The organism is Bisbaumannia salifodinae (genome assembly GCF_055388505.1).
Genome location: NZ_AP043781.1, coordinates 3,248,447 through 3,264,637 on the forward strand (window position 1 = coordinate 3,248,447; position 16,191 = coordinate 3,264,637).

14 protein-coding genes are annotated in these 16,191 nt (G+C 68.0%); 4 read left to right on the plus strand and 10 right to left on the minus strand.

Going from position 1 to position 16,191, the window contains the following annotated elements:
- The first annotated feature begins 14 nt into the window (after positions 1 to 14).
- Both fhuB and ACZ5EF_RS15190 read left to right on the plus strand, forming a co-directional pair.
- Positions 15 to 1,994, plus strand: a complete 1,980-nt coding sequence (gene fhuB, locus ACZ5EF_RS15185; protein WP_346061855.1) for a Fe(3+)-hydroxamate ABC transporter permease FhuB — start codon at positions 15 to 17, stop codon at positions 1,992 to 1,994.
- Between the two features lie 206 nt (positions 1,995 to 2,200).
- On the plus strand, positions 2,201 to 4,351 hold the full coding sequence (locus tag ACZ5EF_RS15190; protein ID WP_346061775.1) for a TonB-dependent siderophore receptor: 2,151 nt from the start codon (positions 2,201 to 2,203) through the stop codon (positions 4,349 to 4,351).
- Positions 4,352 to 4,415: 64 nt separating this feature from the next.
- Here ACZ5EF_RS15190 and ACZ5EF_RS15195 read toward each other — a convergent pair.
- The 3 genes from ACZ5EF_RS15195 to ACZ5EF_RS15205 form a co-directional block, all read right to left on the minus strand.
- A protein-coding gene (locus tag ACZ5EF_RS15195; protein WP_346061774.1) for an IS3 family transposase occupies positions 4,416 to 5,776 on the minus strand; the annotation gives its coding sequence in 2 pieces (ribosomal slippage) (positions 4,416 to 5,320 and positions 5,320 to 5,776; 1,362 coding nt in all).
- Between the two features lie 110 nt (positions 5,777 to 5,886).
- Positions 5,887 to 6,246, minus strand: coding sequence for a RidA family protein (locus ACZ5EF_RS15200; RefSeq protein WP_346061773.1), 360 nt, complete (start codon positions 6,244 to 6,246; stop codon positions 5,887 to 5,889).
- A gap of 80 nt (positions 6,247 to 6,326) precedes the next feature.
- On the minus strand, positions 6,327 to 6,668 hold the full coding sequence (locus ACZ5EF_RS15205) for a TraR/DksA family transcriptional regulator (RefSeq protein WP_346061772.1): 342 nt from the start codon (positions 6,666 to 6,668) through the stop codon (positions 6,327 to 6,329).
- A gap of 137 nt (positions 6,669 to 6,805) precedes the next feature.
- Here ACZ5EF_RS15205 and ACZ5EF_RS15210 point away from each other — a divergent pair, with 137 nt between their 5' ends.
- Complete coding sequence (locus tag ACZ5EF_RS15210) at positions 6,806 to 7,999, plus strand: MFS transporter (protein ID WP_346061771.1); 1,194 nt, start codon at positions 6,806 to 6,808, stop codon at positions 7,997 to 7,999.
- Between the two features lie 76 nt (positions 8,000 to 8,075).
- Here the strand turns inward: ACZ5EF_RS15210 and ACZ5EF_RS15215 are convergent, their stop codons facing one another.
- From ACZ5EF_RS15215 to ACZ5EF_RS15240, 6 genes are all read right to left on the minus strand, one after another.
- The gene (locus ACZ5EF_RS15215; RefSeq protein WP_346061770.1) at positions 8,076 to 8,930 is read right to left on the minus strand and encodes a universal stress protein; all 855 of its coding nucleotides are present in this window, start codon (positions 8,928 to 8,930) and stop codon (positions 8,076 to 8,078) included.
- A 92-nt stretch (positions 8,931 to 9,022) separates the two neighbouring features.
- On the minus strand, positions 9,023 to 10,513 hold the full coding sequence (locus tag ACZ5EF_RS15220) for a SulP family inorganic anion transporter (protein WP_346061769.1): 1,491 nt from the start codon (positions 10,511 to 10,513) through the stop codon (positions 9,023 to 9,025).
- Between the two features lie 363 nt (positions 10,514 to 10,876).
- Complete coding sequence (locus ACZ5EF_RS15225; RefSeq protein ID WP_346061768.1) at positions 10,877 to 11,785, minus strand: DMT family transporter; 909 nt, start codon at positions 11,783 to 11,785, stop codon at positions 10,877 to 10,879.
- A gap of 33 nt (positions 11,786 to 11,818) precedes the next feature.
- Positions 11,819 to 12,610, minus strand: coding sequence for a slipin family protein (locus ACZ5EF_RS15230; protein ID WP_346061767.1), 792 nt, complete (start codon positions 12,608 to 12,610; stop codon positions 11,819 to 11,821).
- Positions 12,611 to 12,717: 107 nt separating this feature from the next.
- Positions 12,718 to 14,190, minus strand: a complete 1,473-nt coding sequence (locus ACZ5EF_RS15235) for an NfeD family protein (protein ID WP_346061854.1) — start codon at positions 14,188 to 14,190, stop codon at positions 12,718 to 12,720.
- A gap of 79 nt (positions 14,191 to 14,269) precedes the next feature.
- Entirely contained in the window at positions 14,270 to 14,581 is a 312-nt protein-coding gene (locus ACZ5EF_RS15240; RefSeq protein ID WP_146804141.1) for a putative quinol monooxygenase, read from the minus strand.
- Between the two features lie 88 nt (positions 14,582 to 14,669).
- Here ACZ5EF_RS15240 and ACZ5EF_RS15245 point away from each other — a divergent pair, with 88 nt between their 5' ends.
- Complete coding sequence (locus tag ACZ5EF_RS15245) at positions 14,670 to 15,074, plus strand: VOC family protein (protein ID WP_346061766.1); 405 nt, start codon at positions 14,670 to 14,672, stop codon at positions 15,072 to 15,074.
- A 284-nt stretch (positions 15,075 to 15,358) separates the two neighbouring features.
- Here ACZ5EF_RS15245 and ACZ5EF_RS15250 read toward each other — a convergent pair whose 3' ends face one another.
- On the minus strand, positions 15,359 to 16,135 hold the full coding sequence (locus tag ACZ5EF_RS15250; RefSeq protein ID WP_346061765.1) for a maleate cis-trans isomerase family protein: 777 nt from the start codon (positions 16,133 to 16,135) through the stop codon (positions 15,359 to 15,361).
- Positions 16,136 to 16,191 lie beyond the last annotated feature (56 nt).

The window sequence follows — 16,191 nt, forward strand, 5'->3', positions numbered from 1 at the left end:
CAACGACTCCTCTAATGCACCAACCGCATCGGCCACGCCTGGCTCCCTGGCTGGGGCTCGCCCTGCTGAGCCTGCTGATGCTGGGCCTGGCCCTGGCCACCCTCGCCGAGCAAGGCGGGGCCGCCGCGGCCTGGCGGGCGCTGTTCGCGATCACCCCCGGCGATACCGCCAGCCTGGTACTGCACTACGCCTGGTGGCCGCGCCTGGCCATGGCGCTGCTGGCCGGCGGCGGCCTGGCCCTGGCCGGGGTGCTGATGCAGCAGGTGCTGCGCAACCCCCTGGCCGCCCCCACCACCCTGGGGGTGGCCAGCGGCGCCAACCTGGCGCTGATGGCCGCCTCGCTGATGGCACCTAACCTGCTGGTGCTGGGCCGGGAATGGGTGGCCCTGGCCGGCGGCGCCCTGGCCATGGGGCTGGTCATGGCCCTGGCCTGGCGGCGGCGCCTGGCGCCGCTGGTGGTGGTGCTGGCGGGCCTGGTGGTCAACCTCTACGTCGGCGCCCTGGCCCTGGTGCTGCTGCTCTTCCACCAGGAGGAGCTCAAGGGGCTACTGATCTGGGGCGCCGGCGCCCTGGCCCAGGACGGCTGGAGCGATGCCGCCTTCCTGGCCCCGCGCCTGGCCCTGGGCCTGCTGGCCGCCCTGGTGCTGCTGCGCCCGCTGCGGCTGCTGGAGCTGGATGACGCCAGCGCCACCAGCCTGGGGGTCTCCCTCAAGCACCTGCGCCTGGCCGCCCTGGGGCTGGCCATCTTCCTCACCGCCAGCGTGGTCAGCGTGGTGGGCATCGTCGGCTTTATCGGCCTGGCGGCGCCCAACCTGGTGCGCCTGGCCGGGGTGCGCGGCCTGGCCACCCGGCTGCTGGCCGCCACCCTGCTCGGCGCCCTGCTGCTGGCCACCACCGACCTGCTGCTGCAGGGCGCCGGGCCCTGGCTGCCGACCCTGATTCCCACCGGCGCCGCCACCGCCGCCCTCGGCGCGCCCCTGCTGCTGTGGCTGATCCCGCGGCTGCGCCTCGGCGACAACGCCCCGCCCAGCGCCGCACCGGGCCTCGGCCCCCGCCATCCCGCCCCGGCGCGGCTGGCCGGCGGGCTCGCCCTGGCCCTGGTCGCCGCCCTGGTGGTCGCCCTGTGCTGGGGCCAGGGTGCCCAGGGCTGGCAGTGGCTGACCCGCTGGGACGTGCTGGAGTGGCGCCTGCCGCGGCTGGCGGCGGCCGCCGCCAGCGGCGTGCTGCTGGCCCTGGCCGGCACCCTGCTGCAGCGGTTGACCGCCAACCCCATGGCCAGCCCCGAGCTGCTGGGCATCAGCGGCGGCAGCGCCATGGCGCTGATGGCGGCGATCTTCCTGCTGCCGGCGCCGGGCAACCTGGCCCTGGTGGCGGCGGGCACCCTGGGGGCCCTGGCCAGCCTGGCGGTGCTGGTGGGCATCAACCGCCGTAGCGGCCTGCGCCCGGAGCGGCTGCTGCTCACCGGGGTGGCCATCACCGCCCTCTTCGACGCGGTGCGCGCCATGGTGCTGGCCGGCGGCGATCCCCGCGGCCAGCTGATCCTGGCCTGGCTCTCCGGCTCCACCTACTACGTCGAGGCGGGCAGCGCCCTGGCGGTGTCAGCAATGGCCCTGCTCCTCGGCCTGGCGACCCTGCCCTTCGCCCGCTGGCTGGATATCCTGCCGCTGGGCGCCGCCACCAGCCAGGCCCTGGGCATCCGCCTCAACCGGGCGCGGCTGTCGCTGCTGCTGCTGGTGGCGCTGCTCACCGCCTGCGCCACCCTGGTGGTGGGGCCGCTCTCCTTCGTCGGCCTGCTGGCCCCGCACCTGGCCCGCCTGCTGGGCTTCACCCGGGCCCGCGGCCAGCTCGTCGGCGCCGCCCTGCTGGGCGCCCTGCTGATGGTGCTGGCGGACTGGCTGGGTCGCCAACTGCTGTTCCCCGACGAGATCCCCGCCGGCATCGTCGCCTCGCTGATCGGCGGCAGCTACTTTATCTGGCGCCTGCGCCGGCTCTAGCTCCGACTCGGCTCACTTCCCTTGGCCGCCGGGCCACTACCACTCGTGGCCCGGCACCTGATCCAGTTCCGCCCCACCCCAGACATCGAAATTCGTCTCAAGTTCGGTTGTTAATAAAAATAACAAACATTATCATTTGTTGTCGTCGCCGAGCCATCCCGTCTCGTCGACGCTCCCGATGCATGAACCGTCAACAAGAGACACCCATGACTCCCCGCACTCCCGCTTTTGCTTCGCACCCCCTGCGCCTGGCGATGCGCCGGGCCCTGGGCCTTGCCCTGCTCCTGCCGGCCGGGCCGCTGCTCGCCGAGGACGCCGATATCACCCTGGACGCCGTCACCGTGGAGGCCGAGGCGATCGCCACGGTCACCGAGGGCAGCGAGCGCTACCAGGCGCCCGCCACCGCCGCGTCGATAGGCCTCTCCCTGACGCCCCGGGAGACGCCCCAGTCGGTGTCGGTGGTGACCCGGGCGCAGATCGACGACTTCAACCTGGACAGCGTCAACGACGTCCTGGAGAGCACCCCCGGCATCAGCGTGGAACGGGTCGAGACCGACCGCACCTACTACACCGCCCGCGGCTTCGATATCACCAACTTCCAGGTCGATGGCCAGGGCATGCCCTTCGTCTACGACAACGTCCAGGGTGACCTGGATACCTATATCTATGACCGGGTCGAGGTGCTGCGCGGCGCCAACGGCCTGCTCAGCGGCACCGGCAACCCGGCGGCCACGGTCAACTTCGTGCGCAAGCGCCCCACCGCCACGCCCCAGGCCAGCCTGGGCGCCACCCTGGGCCGCTGGGACCAGCGCCGCCTGGAAGTGGACCTGGCCGGCCCCCTGGACGCGGCGGGTCGCGTGCGCGGCCGCTTCGTCGCCGCCGGCGAGGAGAAGGACTCCTACCTGGACCGCATGCAGCGCAGCCGCCGCGTCCTCTACGGGGTGATCGAGGCGGACCTCGGCGACACCACCCGGCTGACCGCGGGCCATAGCTGGCAACGCAACGACACCGACAGCCCCCTGTGGGGCGCCCTGCCGCTCTACTACAGCGACGGCAGCCCCACCGACTATGACGTCTCCACCAGCACCTCCGCCGACTGGGCCTACTGGAACAATCGCGACCAGAACAGCTTTATCGAGCTGAACCAGGCGTTTGCCGGCGGCTGGGAGGGGCGTGCCACCCTGACCCATATCCAGCGGGAGTCCGATTCCAAGCTCTTCTATATCTACGGCACCCCGGATCGCGATACCGGCAGCGGCCTGTTCGCCTTCCCCAGCCGCTATGACCTGGAGAACGAGCAGTGGATCGCCGACCTCTCCGCCCGGGGGAGCTTCGAGCTGGGGGGACGCGAGCACGAGGCGGTGCTGGGCGCCCAGTGGTCGCGCTCCCACCTGCAGGACGTCTCCCACTACGGCCAGGGCATCGGTGACCCGCTGCCGCCGCTGGAGGAGTGGCAGGGGGATTATCCCGAGCCCACCTTCGATGCCGGCGTGGCGGGCAGCGACTGGGTCGACCGGGAGACCGCCCTCTACGGCGCCCTGCGCCTGAGCGCCAGCGACCGCCTGATGCTGCTGGGCGGCCTGCGCCTGGCCGACTTCGAGGGCGAGGGCGAGAACTACGGCGATGACAAGACGACCTCCCACCGTGGCATCCTGACCCCCTATGCCGGGGCGGTCTATGACCTCAACGACGAGTTCTCCCTCTACGCCAGCTATACGCGCATCTTCCGTCCCCAGACCGAGGTGGACCGTAACCGCGATCGCCTCGACCCGGTGGAGGGCGATGCCCTGGAGGCGGGCCTCAAGGCGGAGCTCTTCGATGGCCGCCTGGACGCCTCCCTGGCGCTCTTCCAGATCGAGCAGAGCAACCTGGCCGAGGCCGCCGGCACCATCCCCGGCAGCGCCGATACCTTCTATCGCGGCGTCGACGGCCTGACCAGCCGCGGCGTGGAGGCGACCCTGGCCGGGGAGCTCGCACCCGGCTGGCAGGCCAGCCTCGGCTATACCGTGCTGTCCATCGAGGACGCCGACGGCGAGGCCGCCCGCACCCATGCGCCGCGGCATATGCTGCGCGCCATGAGCCGCTACCGCCTGCCCTTCCTGGAGCAGGCCAGCGTCGGCGCCCGGCTGCGCTGGCAGGGGGATATCCACCGCGACCAGGGCAACGGCGTGATCACCCGCCAGGAGGACTACGCCCTGGTGGACCTGATGGCCCGCTATGACTTCAACGAGCGCCTCAGCGCCTCCCTGAACCTCAACAACGTCACCGACGAGAAGTACCTGACCAGCCTCTACTGGGCCCAGGGCTTCCACGGCGCCCCGCGCCACGCCATGTTGAGCCTCGACTGGCGCTATTGAGCGTCCCCCACGAACGCCAAGGGCCCACCGAATTGAACTGACCCCCATTAGTTGGACGGTTCATTCAGCCAGCGCTCAAGGCCTGAGTTCTGTACTGTACGGGACTCAGGCCTTTTAGTTTCAGCCTGATGCGTTCGTGGTTGTAGTAATGGACGTACTCGTCGAGCCCTTGCTGCAACTGCTCGATGGTGTCGAACCGGTTCAGGTGGAAATACTCGGCCTTCAGGGTGCCAAAAAAGCTCTCCATGGCGGCATTGTCCAGGCAGTTGCCCTTGCGTGACATGCTCTGGGTCAGCGCCTGCCCTGCCAACAGGCTACGATAGGCAGGATGCTGGTAATGCCATCCTTGATCGGAATGCAGCAGTGGCCGATCCGAGTGCTTCAACCGGGCAAAGGCCTGCTGCAGCATGTGCTTCACCAGCGAGAGTACAGGACGCCTGCTGGTCTGATAGGCCACGATCTCGCCGTTATAGAGATCCATGATGGGCGACAGATACAGTTTCTGCCCGTCAACGTTGAATTCCGTGATGTCGGTCACCCACTTCTCATTCGGAGCTAGTGCCTGAAACTGCCGGTCGAGTACGTTGGGAGCCACCTGTCCCACTGCCCCACGGTAGGCACGATACCGCTTTGGGCGAACCAACGACTTCAAGCCCAGCTGTTGCATCAAGCGCTGGACGACCTTGTGGTTGATCGCCTCACCCGCCTGCCGCAGAGCGGCGGTGATGCGACGATAGCCGTAGCGTCCTTTGTGACGGTCGTAGATCGCCCTGATACGCGCCTTCAGGGGCGCGTACCGATCATCAGCGCCCAAGGCCCGGATCTGGTAGTAGAACGTGCTGCGCGGTAGCTCAGCCGCACGCAGCAGCAGAGCCAGCGAATGCTCGTGCCTTAACCCTTGGACGACTTGGGCTTTCTGCCCTGCGTTGTCGTCCGCTTCTCCCGGATCAAGGCATCGAGCTTTTTTAGGTAGGCGTTCTCCGCTCGCAGATACGCCAACTCTTCGAGCAATTCTTCATGAGAGCGCTCTTCATCAGGCGGGGGTGCTGGGGAGGGCGGCTTCTTGGTCATCGGGCGGCGTCCCTGGCGCTTTGGCTCTAATGCAGTCAGCCCACCACTATGATACTGACGCTCCCATCTGCCAATAGCGCCGCCCTCGCGGATATCGAACAGGGTCTCCGTCTGTTGCCGAGACAAGCCATCTCGCCACATCCTCTCAAGGACCTCCAGCTTGAAAGCCGCGCTGTGATGCGTGTATTTCTGGCGCAGCCCCACCACACCATGCTGACGGTAGTTGTCCCGCCATTTCCGTACCAGGGAATGGGCCAGGCCATGCTGGCGAGCTACCTCCCTCAAGCTAGCGTCTTCGTGCAAAGCCTGCTGTGCCACCAGCAGCTTGAACCTCTCGTCGTATCGCTTCTTCATAAAAACACCCCGAAGGTTGGATTGGGTGTCCAACTTTCGGGGTGCAGTTCAAATCGGCGGGCCCTTGGCGTTTCTTACGGCAGGTTCGACAGGCGCGAAGGCGGCGAACCTTAGCCCTTGACGACGGCGGTGACGCTGATCTCCACCTTCAGCTCGTCGGCGGGCATGGGGGCGACGAGGCAGGCGCGCGCCGGGGCCTGGCCCTCGGGCACCCAGGCGTCCCAGACCGCGTTCATGGCGGCGACGTCGGCGCCATCCTTGAGGTAGATGGTGGCGGCGAGCAGGTGCTCGCGGTCGGAGCCGATCTCGGCCAGCAGCGCATCGACCCGGGCCAGCATGCTCTCGGTCTGGGCGGTGATATCGCCCTGGCGGGCCTCGGGGCCGGCCACCTGGCCGCACAGATAGGCCACGCCGTTATGGATGACGGCGCGGCTCATACGGGTCTTGGTGTCGTGACGCTGGATGCTCATGGCTACCTCGCTGGAACAGGGACGGGAAAGGTCAAAATGATAACGCACACCACGGCAGAATCACGGATAATTCCACTGTTTTATTCGGCACAGTCAATACATTTCAACACATTTGGATCCCATTCCAGGCGTTTCTTCGATATCCATTCGCCGCACTCGATGCACTCGCCGTAGTCCCCCGCCGCGATGCGTTTCAGGGCCGCCTCGATGCGCGTCAGGGCCAGCTGGCGGCGCTGCTCCTCGGCCTTGGCCATGGCCTGCCCCTGGAGGGCATCCATCCGCGACAGCCGCCCCACCGAGGTCTGGTCCAGCACCACGGTCTCCCGGGAGTCCGCCGAGGCGGCGCTCTGCTCGCGCAGCTCCTCGCGCAGGGCCTCGAGTCGAGCGGTCACGGCGGTCATATCCAGTTCGGGATGATTCATCTCGACCTCCGGCTCAGGGGATGGCGAGCCTCATGGGCTCCCCATCGCTGCTATCATGGGCCGCTGTCGCGGCCGTGCTCCCTCCATCTTGCCACCGGACGCCGGACGCCGCACGACTCAGGGACAGGAGATCGACCATGGGTTACCGCACCCTGCTGCGGGATCACCGCGGCCTGCTGAGCATCGCCTTCCTGGCGATGTTCACCTCGAGCCTCGGCCAGAGCTTCTTTATCGGCCTCTTCCAGGCCCCCATCGCCGAGCGCCTGGGGCTTTCCGCCGGCCAGTTCGGCACCGCCTATGCCCTGGTGACCCTGGTGGCGGGCTTCGCCATGCTACGCTTGGGGCCGAGCATCGACTGGATAGCCCCGCGGCGCTTCGCCATCACGGTGCTCCTGGCCCTGCTGGCCGGCATCCTGCTGCTCACCACCGCGCCCTGGTGGGGGCTCGGCCTGCTGGGGCTGGGCCTGGTGCGCCTGTGCGGCCAGGGCATGATGACCCACCTGGGCAATACCCTGGCGGGTCGCGAGTTCACCGCCCTGCGCGGCCGCGCCCTGGGCCTGGTGGGCACCGGCCTGATGCTCGGCGAGACGGCGCTGCCGCCGCTGATGGCCGCCCTGCTGGTGTGGCTGGGCTGGCGGGAGCTGTGGTGGCTGTTCGCCGCCGTCCTGGCGCTGTGCTGGGTGCCGCTGCTGCTGTGGGGCCCCTGGCCCGGGGCGCCGGGGCGGCGGCCGGTGCGGGGCCAGCCTCAGGACGGCCCGCGGCCCTTCCGCGAGAGGCGTTTCTGGCGACTGCTGCCGCTGCTGATGACCCTGCCGGTGACCATGACCGGCCTCTTCATCTACCAGGCGCGCATGACCGAGGACCTGGGCAGCACCCTGGGCGTCTATGCCCTGGCGCTGGCCGGCATGGGCCTGGCCAAGCTGCCCGGCGCCCTGCTCGGCGGCCGCTGGGTGGATCGCCTGGGCCCGGTGCGCCTGGCGCGCCTCTATCTGCTGCCCTATGCCCTGGCCCTGGTAGTGGCCATCGTCTGGGGCGGCCACCCGGGGGTCTGGGCGCTGATGGTTGGCGGCGGCCTGGCCATGGGCGCCCAGGAGTCGATCGCCACCAGCCTGCTGGTGCGCCTGTGGGGCAGCGAGCACCTGGGCACGGTGCGCGCCACCCTGAGCGCGGCCATGGTCTTCTCCACCGGCATCGCCCCGGCGGTGCTGGGGCTGGCCCTGGACCTGGGCGCCTCCTTTACCCTGATCCTGGCCGGCATGCTGGCGCTGCTGGTGGTGGGCTGGCTGCTGGCCCAGGGGGTCCTGGTCAGCGCCCGGTCGGGCCAGGACTGAAACGACATCGCCGGCCAGGGGCACTCCCCTGGCCGGCGATGGCTAGTAACGCCCTGGCTTAACGCAGCAGCCTGGTCTAGCGCAGCAAGAGCACCGGCAGCTTGGCCTTGCGCAGCATGGCGGTGGTGGTGCTGCCCACCAGCAGATGACGAATCCGCGAGTGGCCGTAGGCGCCCATCACCAGCAGGTCGATGCCCTGCTCTTCCCCATAGCCGCGCAGGGTCTCCTCCACCTCGCCGGCGCGGATCTCCCCCAGCGCCTGGTGGTCCGCCTCGCGCAGGGTGCTCAGCGCCCAGTCGAGCTGGGAGCGCAGGTCGGCGAGTTCCGCCCCCACCATCACCACATGGCACTCGCAGCCCCGGAACAACGGGCTCTTGGCGATCATCTCGATGCCCTTACGGGTGGTCTTGCTGCCATCGAAGGCGATCAGCACCTTCTCGGGGCGGGTGAAGGTGGGCGGCACCATCAGGATAGGGCGATGCAAGCTGCGTACCACCCGCTCCAGGTTGGAGCCCAGGTGGCCGCTGTCCTGCTGGTGACCCTCGCCGCGCTTGCCGATCACCAGCAGCCGGGTCTCCTCCTCCAGCTCCGCCAGGGTCTCCACCAGGGTGCCGTTACGCTGGCGGCTGGCGGGTTCCGCCACGCCGTCGGCGATGGCCCGCTCCTTGGCCGCCTGGAGCATCAGCCGGCCCTGCTCCTGGGCCAGCTTGGCACGCTGCTCGTCGAGGCTGGCCAGCTCCTCCAGCAGGTGCTCCCGGGAGCCCAGGCCGATATTGCCGGAGAGGTCCGCCTCGGCGGTCTGGGGGTGATTGTCCACCACATGCAGGAAGGTGAGCGGCGCCCCCAGCGCCAGGCTGGCCCAGGCCGCGTAATCGCAGACGCCCTCGGAGAACTGGGAGCCGTCGATGGCGGCCATTACTTGCTCGGTCATGTGCTCAATCCTTTTGCTGGCGTATGCCCCGTTTCTACCCTATCGATGCCGCGCTGAACACCCCGGCGCGGGGTGTCGGCGGGTACCTCCCCTCAGTGACCACCCATCAGCTTCTCGACGGCTTCCGGGTCGTTATGCACGGCGTAACGGTCAACGATGGTGGCGCTGGCCTCGTTGAGGCCGATCAGTTCCACCTCGGTGCCCTCGCGGCGGAACTTGATGACGATGCGATCCAGGGTCTCCACGGCGGTGATGTCCCAGAAGTGGGCCCGGGAGAGGTCGATGGTGACCTTCTCGAGGCTCTCCTTGAAGTCGAAGGCGGCCATGAAACGCGACGCCGAGGCGAAGAACACCTGACCCACCACCCGATAGGTGCGCTCGCTGCCCTGCTCGGCGAGCTCGGAGCCGAGGTAGAGGATATTGCCCACCTTGTTGGCGAAGAACATCGCCGCCAGCAGCACGCCAACGAAGACGCCGATGGCCAGGTTATGGGTGCCCACGGTGACCGCCACGGTGGCCACCATGACGATATTGGTGCTCACCGGATGCTTCTTGAGGTCACGGATGGAGCTCCAGCTGAAGGTGCCGATGGAGACCATGATCATCACCGCCACCAGGGCCGCCATGGGGATCTGCGAGACCCAGTCGGCGAGGAAGACCACCATGATCAGCAGCGCCACGCCGGCCACCAGGGCGGAGAGACGGCCGCGACCGCCGGATTTCACGTTGATCACCGACTGGCCGATCATCGCGCAACCGGCCATGCCGCCCAGCAGGCCGGTGCCGATATTGGCGAGGCCCTGGCCCTTGCACTCGCGGTTCTTGTCGCTCGGGGTATCGGTCAGGTCGTCGACGATGGTGGCGGTCATCATCGACTCCAGCAGGCCCACCACGGTGAGCATGATCGCATAGGGCAGGATGATGCCCAGGGTCTCGAGGGTCAGCGGCACGTCCGGCCACAGGAACACCGGCAGGGCATCGGGCAGCTCGCCCATGTCGCCGACGCTGCGGATCTCCATACCGGTCAGCAGGTAGACGGCGGTCAGCACCAGGATGCACACCAGCGGCGACGGCAGGGTCTTGCCGATCACCGGCACATAGGGGAAGCCGTAGATGATGGCCAGGCCGGCGGCGGTCATGGCGTAGACATGCCAGGTGACGTCGGTGAGCTCCGGCAGCTGGGCCATAAAGATCAGGATCGCCAAGGCGTTGACGAAGCCGGTGACCACCGAGCGCGATACGAAGCGCATCAGGTCGGCCAGCTTCAAGTAGCCGGCGACGATCTGCAGCACCCCGGTGAGCAGGGTGGCGGCGAGCAGGTACTCCAGGCCATGCTCCTTGACCAGGGTCACCATCAGCAGCGCCATGGCGCCGGTGGCGGCGGAGATCATCCCCGGGCGGCCGCCGGCGAAGGCGATGATCACCGCCATGGAGAAGGAGGCGTAGAGGCCCACCTTGGGGTCGACCCCGGCGATGATGGAGAAGGCGATGGCCTCGGGAATCAGCGCCAGGGCCACCACGATGCCGGCCAGGGTGTCGCCCTTGAGGTTGGAGAACCAGTCTTGCTTGATCGATCGAATCATTCTGCGGTCCAGTCGAGGGGTGATGCCTCGCCGAGGCGCACGACGCCCTGCCATGACAGGGGCGGCTCGCCGGGCGAGAAGCGTTGAAGATTTGCGGCTAGGGGCGAAACGAGGACGCACGCGGGCGCCAGGCATCCAGAGTGATGCCAGGGGGTGACGCTGCCATGACGGCAGTCGCGTCTCCCCGGGGAAGGGGAAGGCAGTGCTAGGGCGGAGTCATACCGCGTGGAGAGGCGTGAGTCACCTGCTGAGAATCCCTTGCTCGTTTCATTGGCGTCCGATCATGACCCGAGGCGGCGAATCGCGAGGAATTCGACCGGGGTCTCGAGGACGCTTATTTTGAGGAGCGCAAATTCTACCAGCTTACTCGGCGTCCTGCACCCGCCGCCTGAGGCGTCGTTCGCGACGCAGGTCGCAGGCGCCCTTGAGCCCCAGGGTGCCCAGCACCAGGGCACCGCCCGCCAGGGCCGAGGACGAGGGACGCTCCGCCAGCAGCCACCACAGCCAGAGGCTGCCCACCACCACCTCCAGCAGCATCAGCAGCCCCACCTCGGCGGCGGGCAGGTAGAGGGGGCCGCGCTGGATCAGGGTAAAGCCCAGCGGCAGCAACCCCAGGCAGAGCAGCAGCAACAGCCCCAGACGCTCCGCCGGCGGCCAGGCCAGGCCATCGCCGGCGATGCCGTAGAGTGCCGCCGCCAGGGCCACCAGCAGCCCCGAGAGGGTCAGCATGGGACTCATGTCGATACCCGGGCGGGTGCGGCAGAGGGTGAAGTTGGCGGCCAGGGAGAGCGCCGCCAGCAGGGCGAAGCCGTTGCCCAGCAGGCTGCCGGCGCCGGCCTCGTCGGCGACGATCAGGGCGGTGCCCAGCAGGCAGGCGCCGATGGCCAGCCAGGTACTGGGGAGCTGGCGCTCGCCGAGGAAGCAGCGCGACAGCAGGGCGGCGAAGAGCGGTGCGCCGGCCAGGATCATCAGGACGTTACCGCCCTTGGTGTACTGGTTGCCCAGCACGAAGCCCAGGCTGGAGCCGGCGAAGAGCAGCGCCACCAGCAGGCCGGTCGAGCCGCAGCGACGATAGGCGGCGAAGAAGCCACGCCCCTGGCGAAGCCAGACGATGATCACGAAGCCCAGCGCCGTCAGCAGCCCCCGCCATAGCAGGATCTCGGCGTCCGGCAGGCCGATCAACTTGATCAGCAGGGCATCCGGGGAGATCACCAGGGCCCCGCCAGCCGTCATCAACAGGCCCTGCTGGCGGGGCGACAGGCGTGGACTCAAGGTCGCCTCGCGGCCCTCGATGCCTGACGGGACTCAGGAGGCCCCCTCCCCCCCGCCGGTACGCGCCCGGGCCGCCGGCGAGGCCTTCATCTCGCGGAAGGCCTCGACCAAGTCGATGGGCAGCGGCACCACGATAGTGGAGGCGTTCTTGTTGCTCATGTCGCTCATGGTCTGCAGGTAGCGCAGCTGCAGGGCCGCGGAATTCTCGGACATGATATTGGCGGCCTCCACCAGCTTCTTGGAGGCCTGCAGCTCGCCCTCGGCATGAATCACCTTGGCGCGCCGCTCGCGCTCCGCCTCGGCCTGGCGGGCGATGGCGCGGATCATGCTCTCGTCGAGGTCCACGTGCTTGATCTCCACATTGGCCACCTTGATGCCCCAGCCCTCCGCCGAGGCGTCGATGATCTCCTGGATATCGTCGTTGAGCTTGTCGCGCTCGGAGAGCATCTCGTCCAGGTCATGCTTGCCGAGCACCGAGCGCAATGTGGTCTGGGCCAGCTGGCTGGTGGCATTGACGTAATGCTCCACCTGGATGATCGCCTTCTCCGGGTCCACCACCCGGAAGTAGAGCACCGCATTGACCTTGACGGTGACGTTGTCCTGGGAGATGACGTCCTGTTCCGGCACGTCCATGGTGATCACCCGCAGGTCCACCACGTCCATCTTTTGAATCCCGGGGATAATGATGATCAGCCCCGGCCCCTTCACCGATTGAAAGCGCCCCAGGAAGAAGACCACGCCACGCTTGTACTCCGGCAGGATGCGAATCGCCGCCGCCAGGAACATCACCACCAATACCAGGGGAACGAGATAGGTCACCATCATGGTCCAGACTCCTCGATTGTCGCTGCGAATTCGCTGCCGCCCTCGTCAGCATAGCCTCTCGGCTCCGTACGAAAACTGTCTGCGCTCGCCGACTTTTCGAACAAAACCTAGTCGGCATCACTCAGGGGCGCCACTTCCACGGTCAGGCCGTCGACCCGCACCACCCTGAGGAGCTGGCCGCGGCGCACCGGCCCGGCGGATACCGCCCGCCAGCGCTCCCCGTGCAGGCGCACATGCCCTTCCCCCTCGAAGTCCTCCAGGGCGGTGGCCTGGGCCTGCATCAGTTCCTCCTGGCCGGTGCGTACCGGCGTCCGGCGCAGGCCCACGAAACGGGTCATCACCCACAGCATCAGGATGGCGGCCAGGCCCGCCACGCCGCCGATCATCGGCAGCGAAATGCTCAGGTGCTCGGCATCCATCAGGATCACCGAGCCGATCACGAAGGCCACCACCCCGCCGATGCCGAGGATCCCGAAACTGGGCATAAAGGCCTCGCCGACGATCAGCCCCAGGCCCACCAGGATCAGTGCCAGGCCAGCGTAGTTGACCGGCAGCACCTGGAAGGCGAACAGCGCCAGCAGCAGGCAGATGACGCCGATGGTGCCGGGGATCAGGCTGCCGGGGTTGGAGAGCTCGAAGATCAGCCCATAGAAGCCGATGATCATCAGGAAGTAGGCCACATTGGGGTTGGTGATCACCGCCAGCAGCTCGGTGCGCCAGTCGGGATCATAGGTCTCGATCACCAGGTTGGTCGTGTCCAGCACCCGGGTGCCGCTCTCCATCACCACCTCGCGGCCATCGATCTGGGCCAGCAGGTCGGCCAGGTCGCTGGCCAACACATCGATGACGTTGCGCTCCAGGGCCTCGCTGGAAGTCAGGGTCACCGCCTCGCGCACCGCCTCCTCGGCCCAGTCGGCGTTGCGCCCGTGGCGCTCGGCCAGGCCGCGAATATAGGCCACGGCGTCCTCCAGCACCTTGCGCTCCATGGCGGTCTCGCCACGACGGGGCTCATCCCGGCTGGCGGGAGCCTCGGCCGCCGCTTCATCGTTATCGGCTGGCCGATCCGCGACCTCCTCAGGCTCCTCGGCGACGGCTTCGGCGTCGTCAGAGGCCTCTTCGGCGGGTGCTTCCGGCTCGTCTTCCATCCCCGGCAGGCCGCCGCCGCCCAGCTGTACCGGGGTCGCGGAGCCCAGGTGGGTGGCGGGGGACATGGCGGCCACATGGCTGGCATAGAGCAGGTAGGTGCCGGCGCTGGCGGCCCGGGAGCCGCCGGGGGAGACATAGAAGGCCACCGGCACCGGTGAGGAGAGCATGGCGCTGATCATCTCGCGCATGGAGGCGTCGAGGCCGCCGGGGGTATTGAGCCTGACCACCACGAGCTCGGCTTCCGCCTCGGCGGCCAGGCGCAGGCCGCGCTGGAAGTAGTCGTTGCTGGCGGGGCCGATGGCCCCGTCGATGGTCAGCACCCAGGCGCTGCGCTCGGCCTCCTGCGCCTGGGCATGCCAGGCCAGGGCACCGCCGAGGGCCAGACACAGCAGCGACAGGATCAGGATGATGCCCTGGCGAGTGTTCCACCGCATGCTGCCCATGGCTGCCCCTCCGGCTATCTCGCACTCTTAGTCGTGTGATGAAGCGCCGGAGCTTTGGTTCATTCCGGCCTCAGGCCCGGCGAACCTCGGGGCTGGTGGCCAGCACCCCGGCACGGATCACGCTCTGCTGCTCGATCAGGGGATTCACGACCTCGCGGCTGGCCTGGTAGTGAGGCGTCTGCTTGTGCTCGGCCAGGGCCGCTTCATCCCGGTATATCTCATAAAGGTAGAAGAGATTCGGGTCCTGCTGGTCTTCCAATACATCGAAGACATGGCAGCCCGGCTCTTCGCGCACCGAGGCGGCGGCATTGGGCAGCATCGCCTCCAGGAAGCGCTCCCGCTGGCCGGGCTTGAGCTGGGTCTTGACGATAATACAGAACATGGCTGGGCTCCTCGACTTGACGCAGGGTTTAAATGGAAATACTTTCCACAAAATATCATAGACGAGTCGATGACCAAAGGAAGCCACCATGCAACGCCCCGCCCCCCTCAATGGCATGCGCCATATCGCCCTCCAGGTGCAGGACCTGGAGGACTGTGAACGCTTCTACGTGGAGCTGCTGGGCATGGAGGTGCTGCGCCGCGCCCATGCCGACCTGGTCTACCTGACCCTGGGCAACGACAACCTCTCGCTGAGCCGCGCCAAGGCCCCCACCGGTGAGGATCCCCAGCGCCTGGATCACTTCGGCTTCGTGGTGGATACCCCCGAGGACGTGGATGCCTGGCACGACTACCTCAAGGCCCAGGGCGTCCGGGTGACCAGCCCCCCCCATGACCATGCCGATGGCGCCCGCAGCTTCTACTGCCTGGACCCGGACGGCAATAGCGTCCAGCCGCTCTACCATCCCTGCGTCTCGGGGCAGCGGTTGGGCTAATAGCTGCAAGCTACAAGCTACAAGCTGCAAGCTGCAAACTAGTAGCTGCTAGCCGTCGACCTCCGGGCAAGCAGGCTCGCTCCCGCCGGGACGAAACCCCGACGCTGCGCGAGCCGGGTGACGCGCACCAGGCCGGAACAAGGTCCCTCTTGCCGACCTGAAGCCGACATCCCTGTCGGCTTGCGCTACCCGGCTCGCTTCGCGTCGGCATCCCGGCGAAGTCGCTGATCCTCCTCGCCCGGAGGCCATGCCGCATTATCCTGCCAGTCGATGAGTGCCACCTCTTACCCCGCCAATAATCGACCGAAACCCGCCAGGCGCGTGGCCCGTCCGGCCAGTCGCCGGGCATGCCAGTAGAGGGCCTGGTTGCTGGACAGGCAGGGAATGCCGAAGCGCGCCTCCAGGGCGTCGAGACGCTCCAGGGCGCGCAGGTTGGTGCAGGGCATCACCACCGCTTCCACCCCCTCGGCCCCCTCCAGCAACACCGCCAGGGCATCGCCGAGACAGTCCGGGTCCACCGCCGGGATATCCACGTCGCGGCGCAGATGGAAGCCGCCCACGGCGGCCACCTCGATGCCCAGTTTCTCGAAGGCGGCATAGAAGGCGGCATTGAGCTCCCGCACATAGGGCGTCAGCAGGGCGATGCGCCGCGCCCCCAGGCTCGCCAGGGCCTCGCGCAGGGCCAGCCAGGGGTGCGTCACCGCCACCCCTGGGCGCACCGCGGCGAAGGTCTTGGCGATGGGCCGATCACCGATCAGCAGCCCCGCCGAGGTGCAGCCGAAGACCAGGGTATGCAGGGGCAGCCCCGGCACCAGGGTGTGGGCCGCGGCCTCGATCTTCGGCGCCAGGGCCAGCAAGGCCCGGGGCGTCACCTCCCCGGTGGTCGGCAAACGGGTCGAAAAGCACTCCATATCGTCGCCCAGCAAGCGCTGCCAATCCCGCTCCAGGGTGTAGTCGGTATCCAGCAGCACCAGGCCGATGCGCAGCAGTTCGGGACGCGCATAACGCCGATAGGGTAATCCCCGTTCCAGATAGCTGAAGTGCTCGCCCCAGTCGCTCATGCTGGCGCCTCCCGGTGTCACCTTGCCCCAGCATAGTCCGAGACTGTCCGGGGCGA

What these genes read in the sequence shown, in the direction of transcription:
- fhuB (WP_346061855.1), top strand. Translation starts at nt 15, where the DNA reads ATGCACCAACCGCATCGGCCACGCCTGGCTCCCTGGCTGGGGCTCGCC.
- ACZ5EF_RS15190 (WP_346061775.1), top strand. Translation starts at nt 2,201, where the DNA reads ATGACTCCCCGCACTCCCGCTTTTGCTTCGCACCCCCTGCGCCTGGCG.
- ACZ5EF_RS15200 (WP_346061773.1), bottom strand. Translation starts at nt 6,246, where the DNA reads ATGAGCATCCAGCGTCACGACACCAAGACCCGTATGAGCCGCGCCGTC.
- ACZ5EF_RS15205 (WP_346061772.1), bottom strand. Translation starts at nt 6,668, where the DNA reads ATGAATCATCCCGAACTGGATATGACCGCCGTGACCGCTCGACTCGAG.
- ACZ5EF_RS15210 (WP_346061771.1), top strand. Translation starts at nt 6,806, where the DNA reads ATGGGTTACCGCACCCTGCTGCGGGATCACCGCGGCCTGCTGAGCATC.
- ACZ5EF_RS15215 (WP_346061770.1), bottom strand. Translation starts at nt 8,930, where the DNA reads ATGACCGAGCAAGTAATGGCCGCCATCGACGGCTCCCAGTTCTCCGAG.
- ACZ5EF_RS15220 (WP_346061769.1), bottom strand. Translation starts at nt 10,513, where the DNA reads ATGATTCGATCGATCAAGCAAGACTGGTTCTCCAACCTCAAGGGCGAC.
- ACZ5EF_RS15230 (WP_346061767.1), bottom strand. Translation starts at nt 12,610, where the DNA reads ATGATGGTGACCTATCTCGTTCCCCTGGTATTGGTGGTGATGTTCCTG.
- ACZ5EF_RS15235 (WP_346061854.1), bottom strand. Translation starts at nt 14,190, where the DNA reads ATGCGGTGGAACACTCGCCAGGGCATCATCCTGATCCTGTCGCTGCTG.
- ACZ5EF_RS15240 (WP_146804141.1), bottom strand. Translation starts at nt 14,581, where the DNA reads ATGTTCTGTATTATCGTCAAGACCCAGCTCAAGCCCGGCCAGCGGGAG.
- ACZ5EF_RS15245 (WP_346061766.1), top strand. Translation starts at nt 14,670, where the DNA reads ATGCAACGCCCCGCCCCCCTCAATGGCATGCGCCATATCGCCCTCCAG.
- ACZ5EF_RS15250 (WP_346061765.1), bottom strand. Translation starts at nt 16,135, where the DNA reads ATGAGCGACTGGGGCGAGCACTTCAGCTATCTGGAACGGGGATTACCC.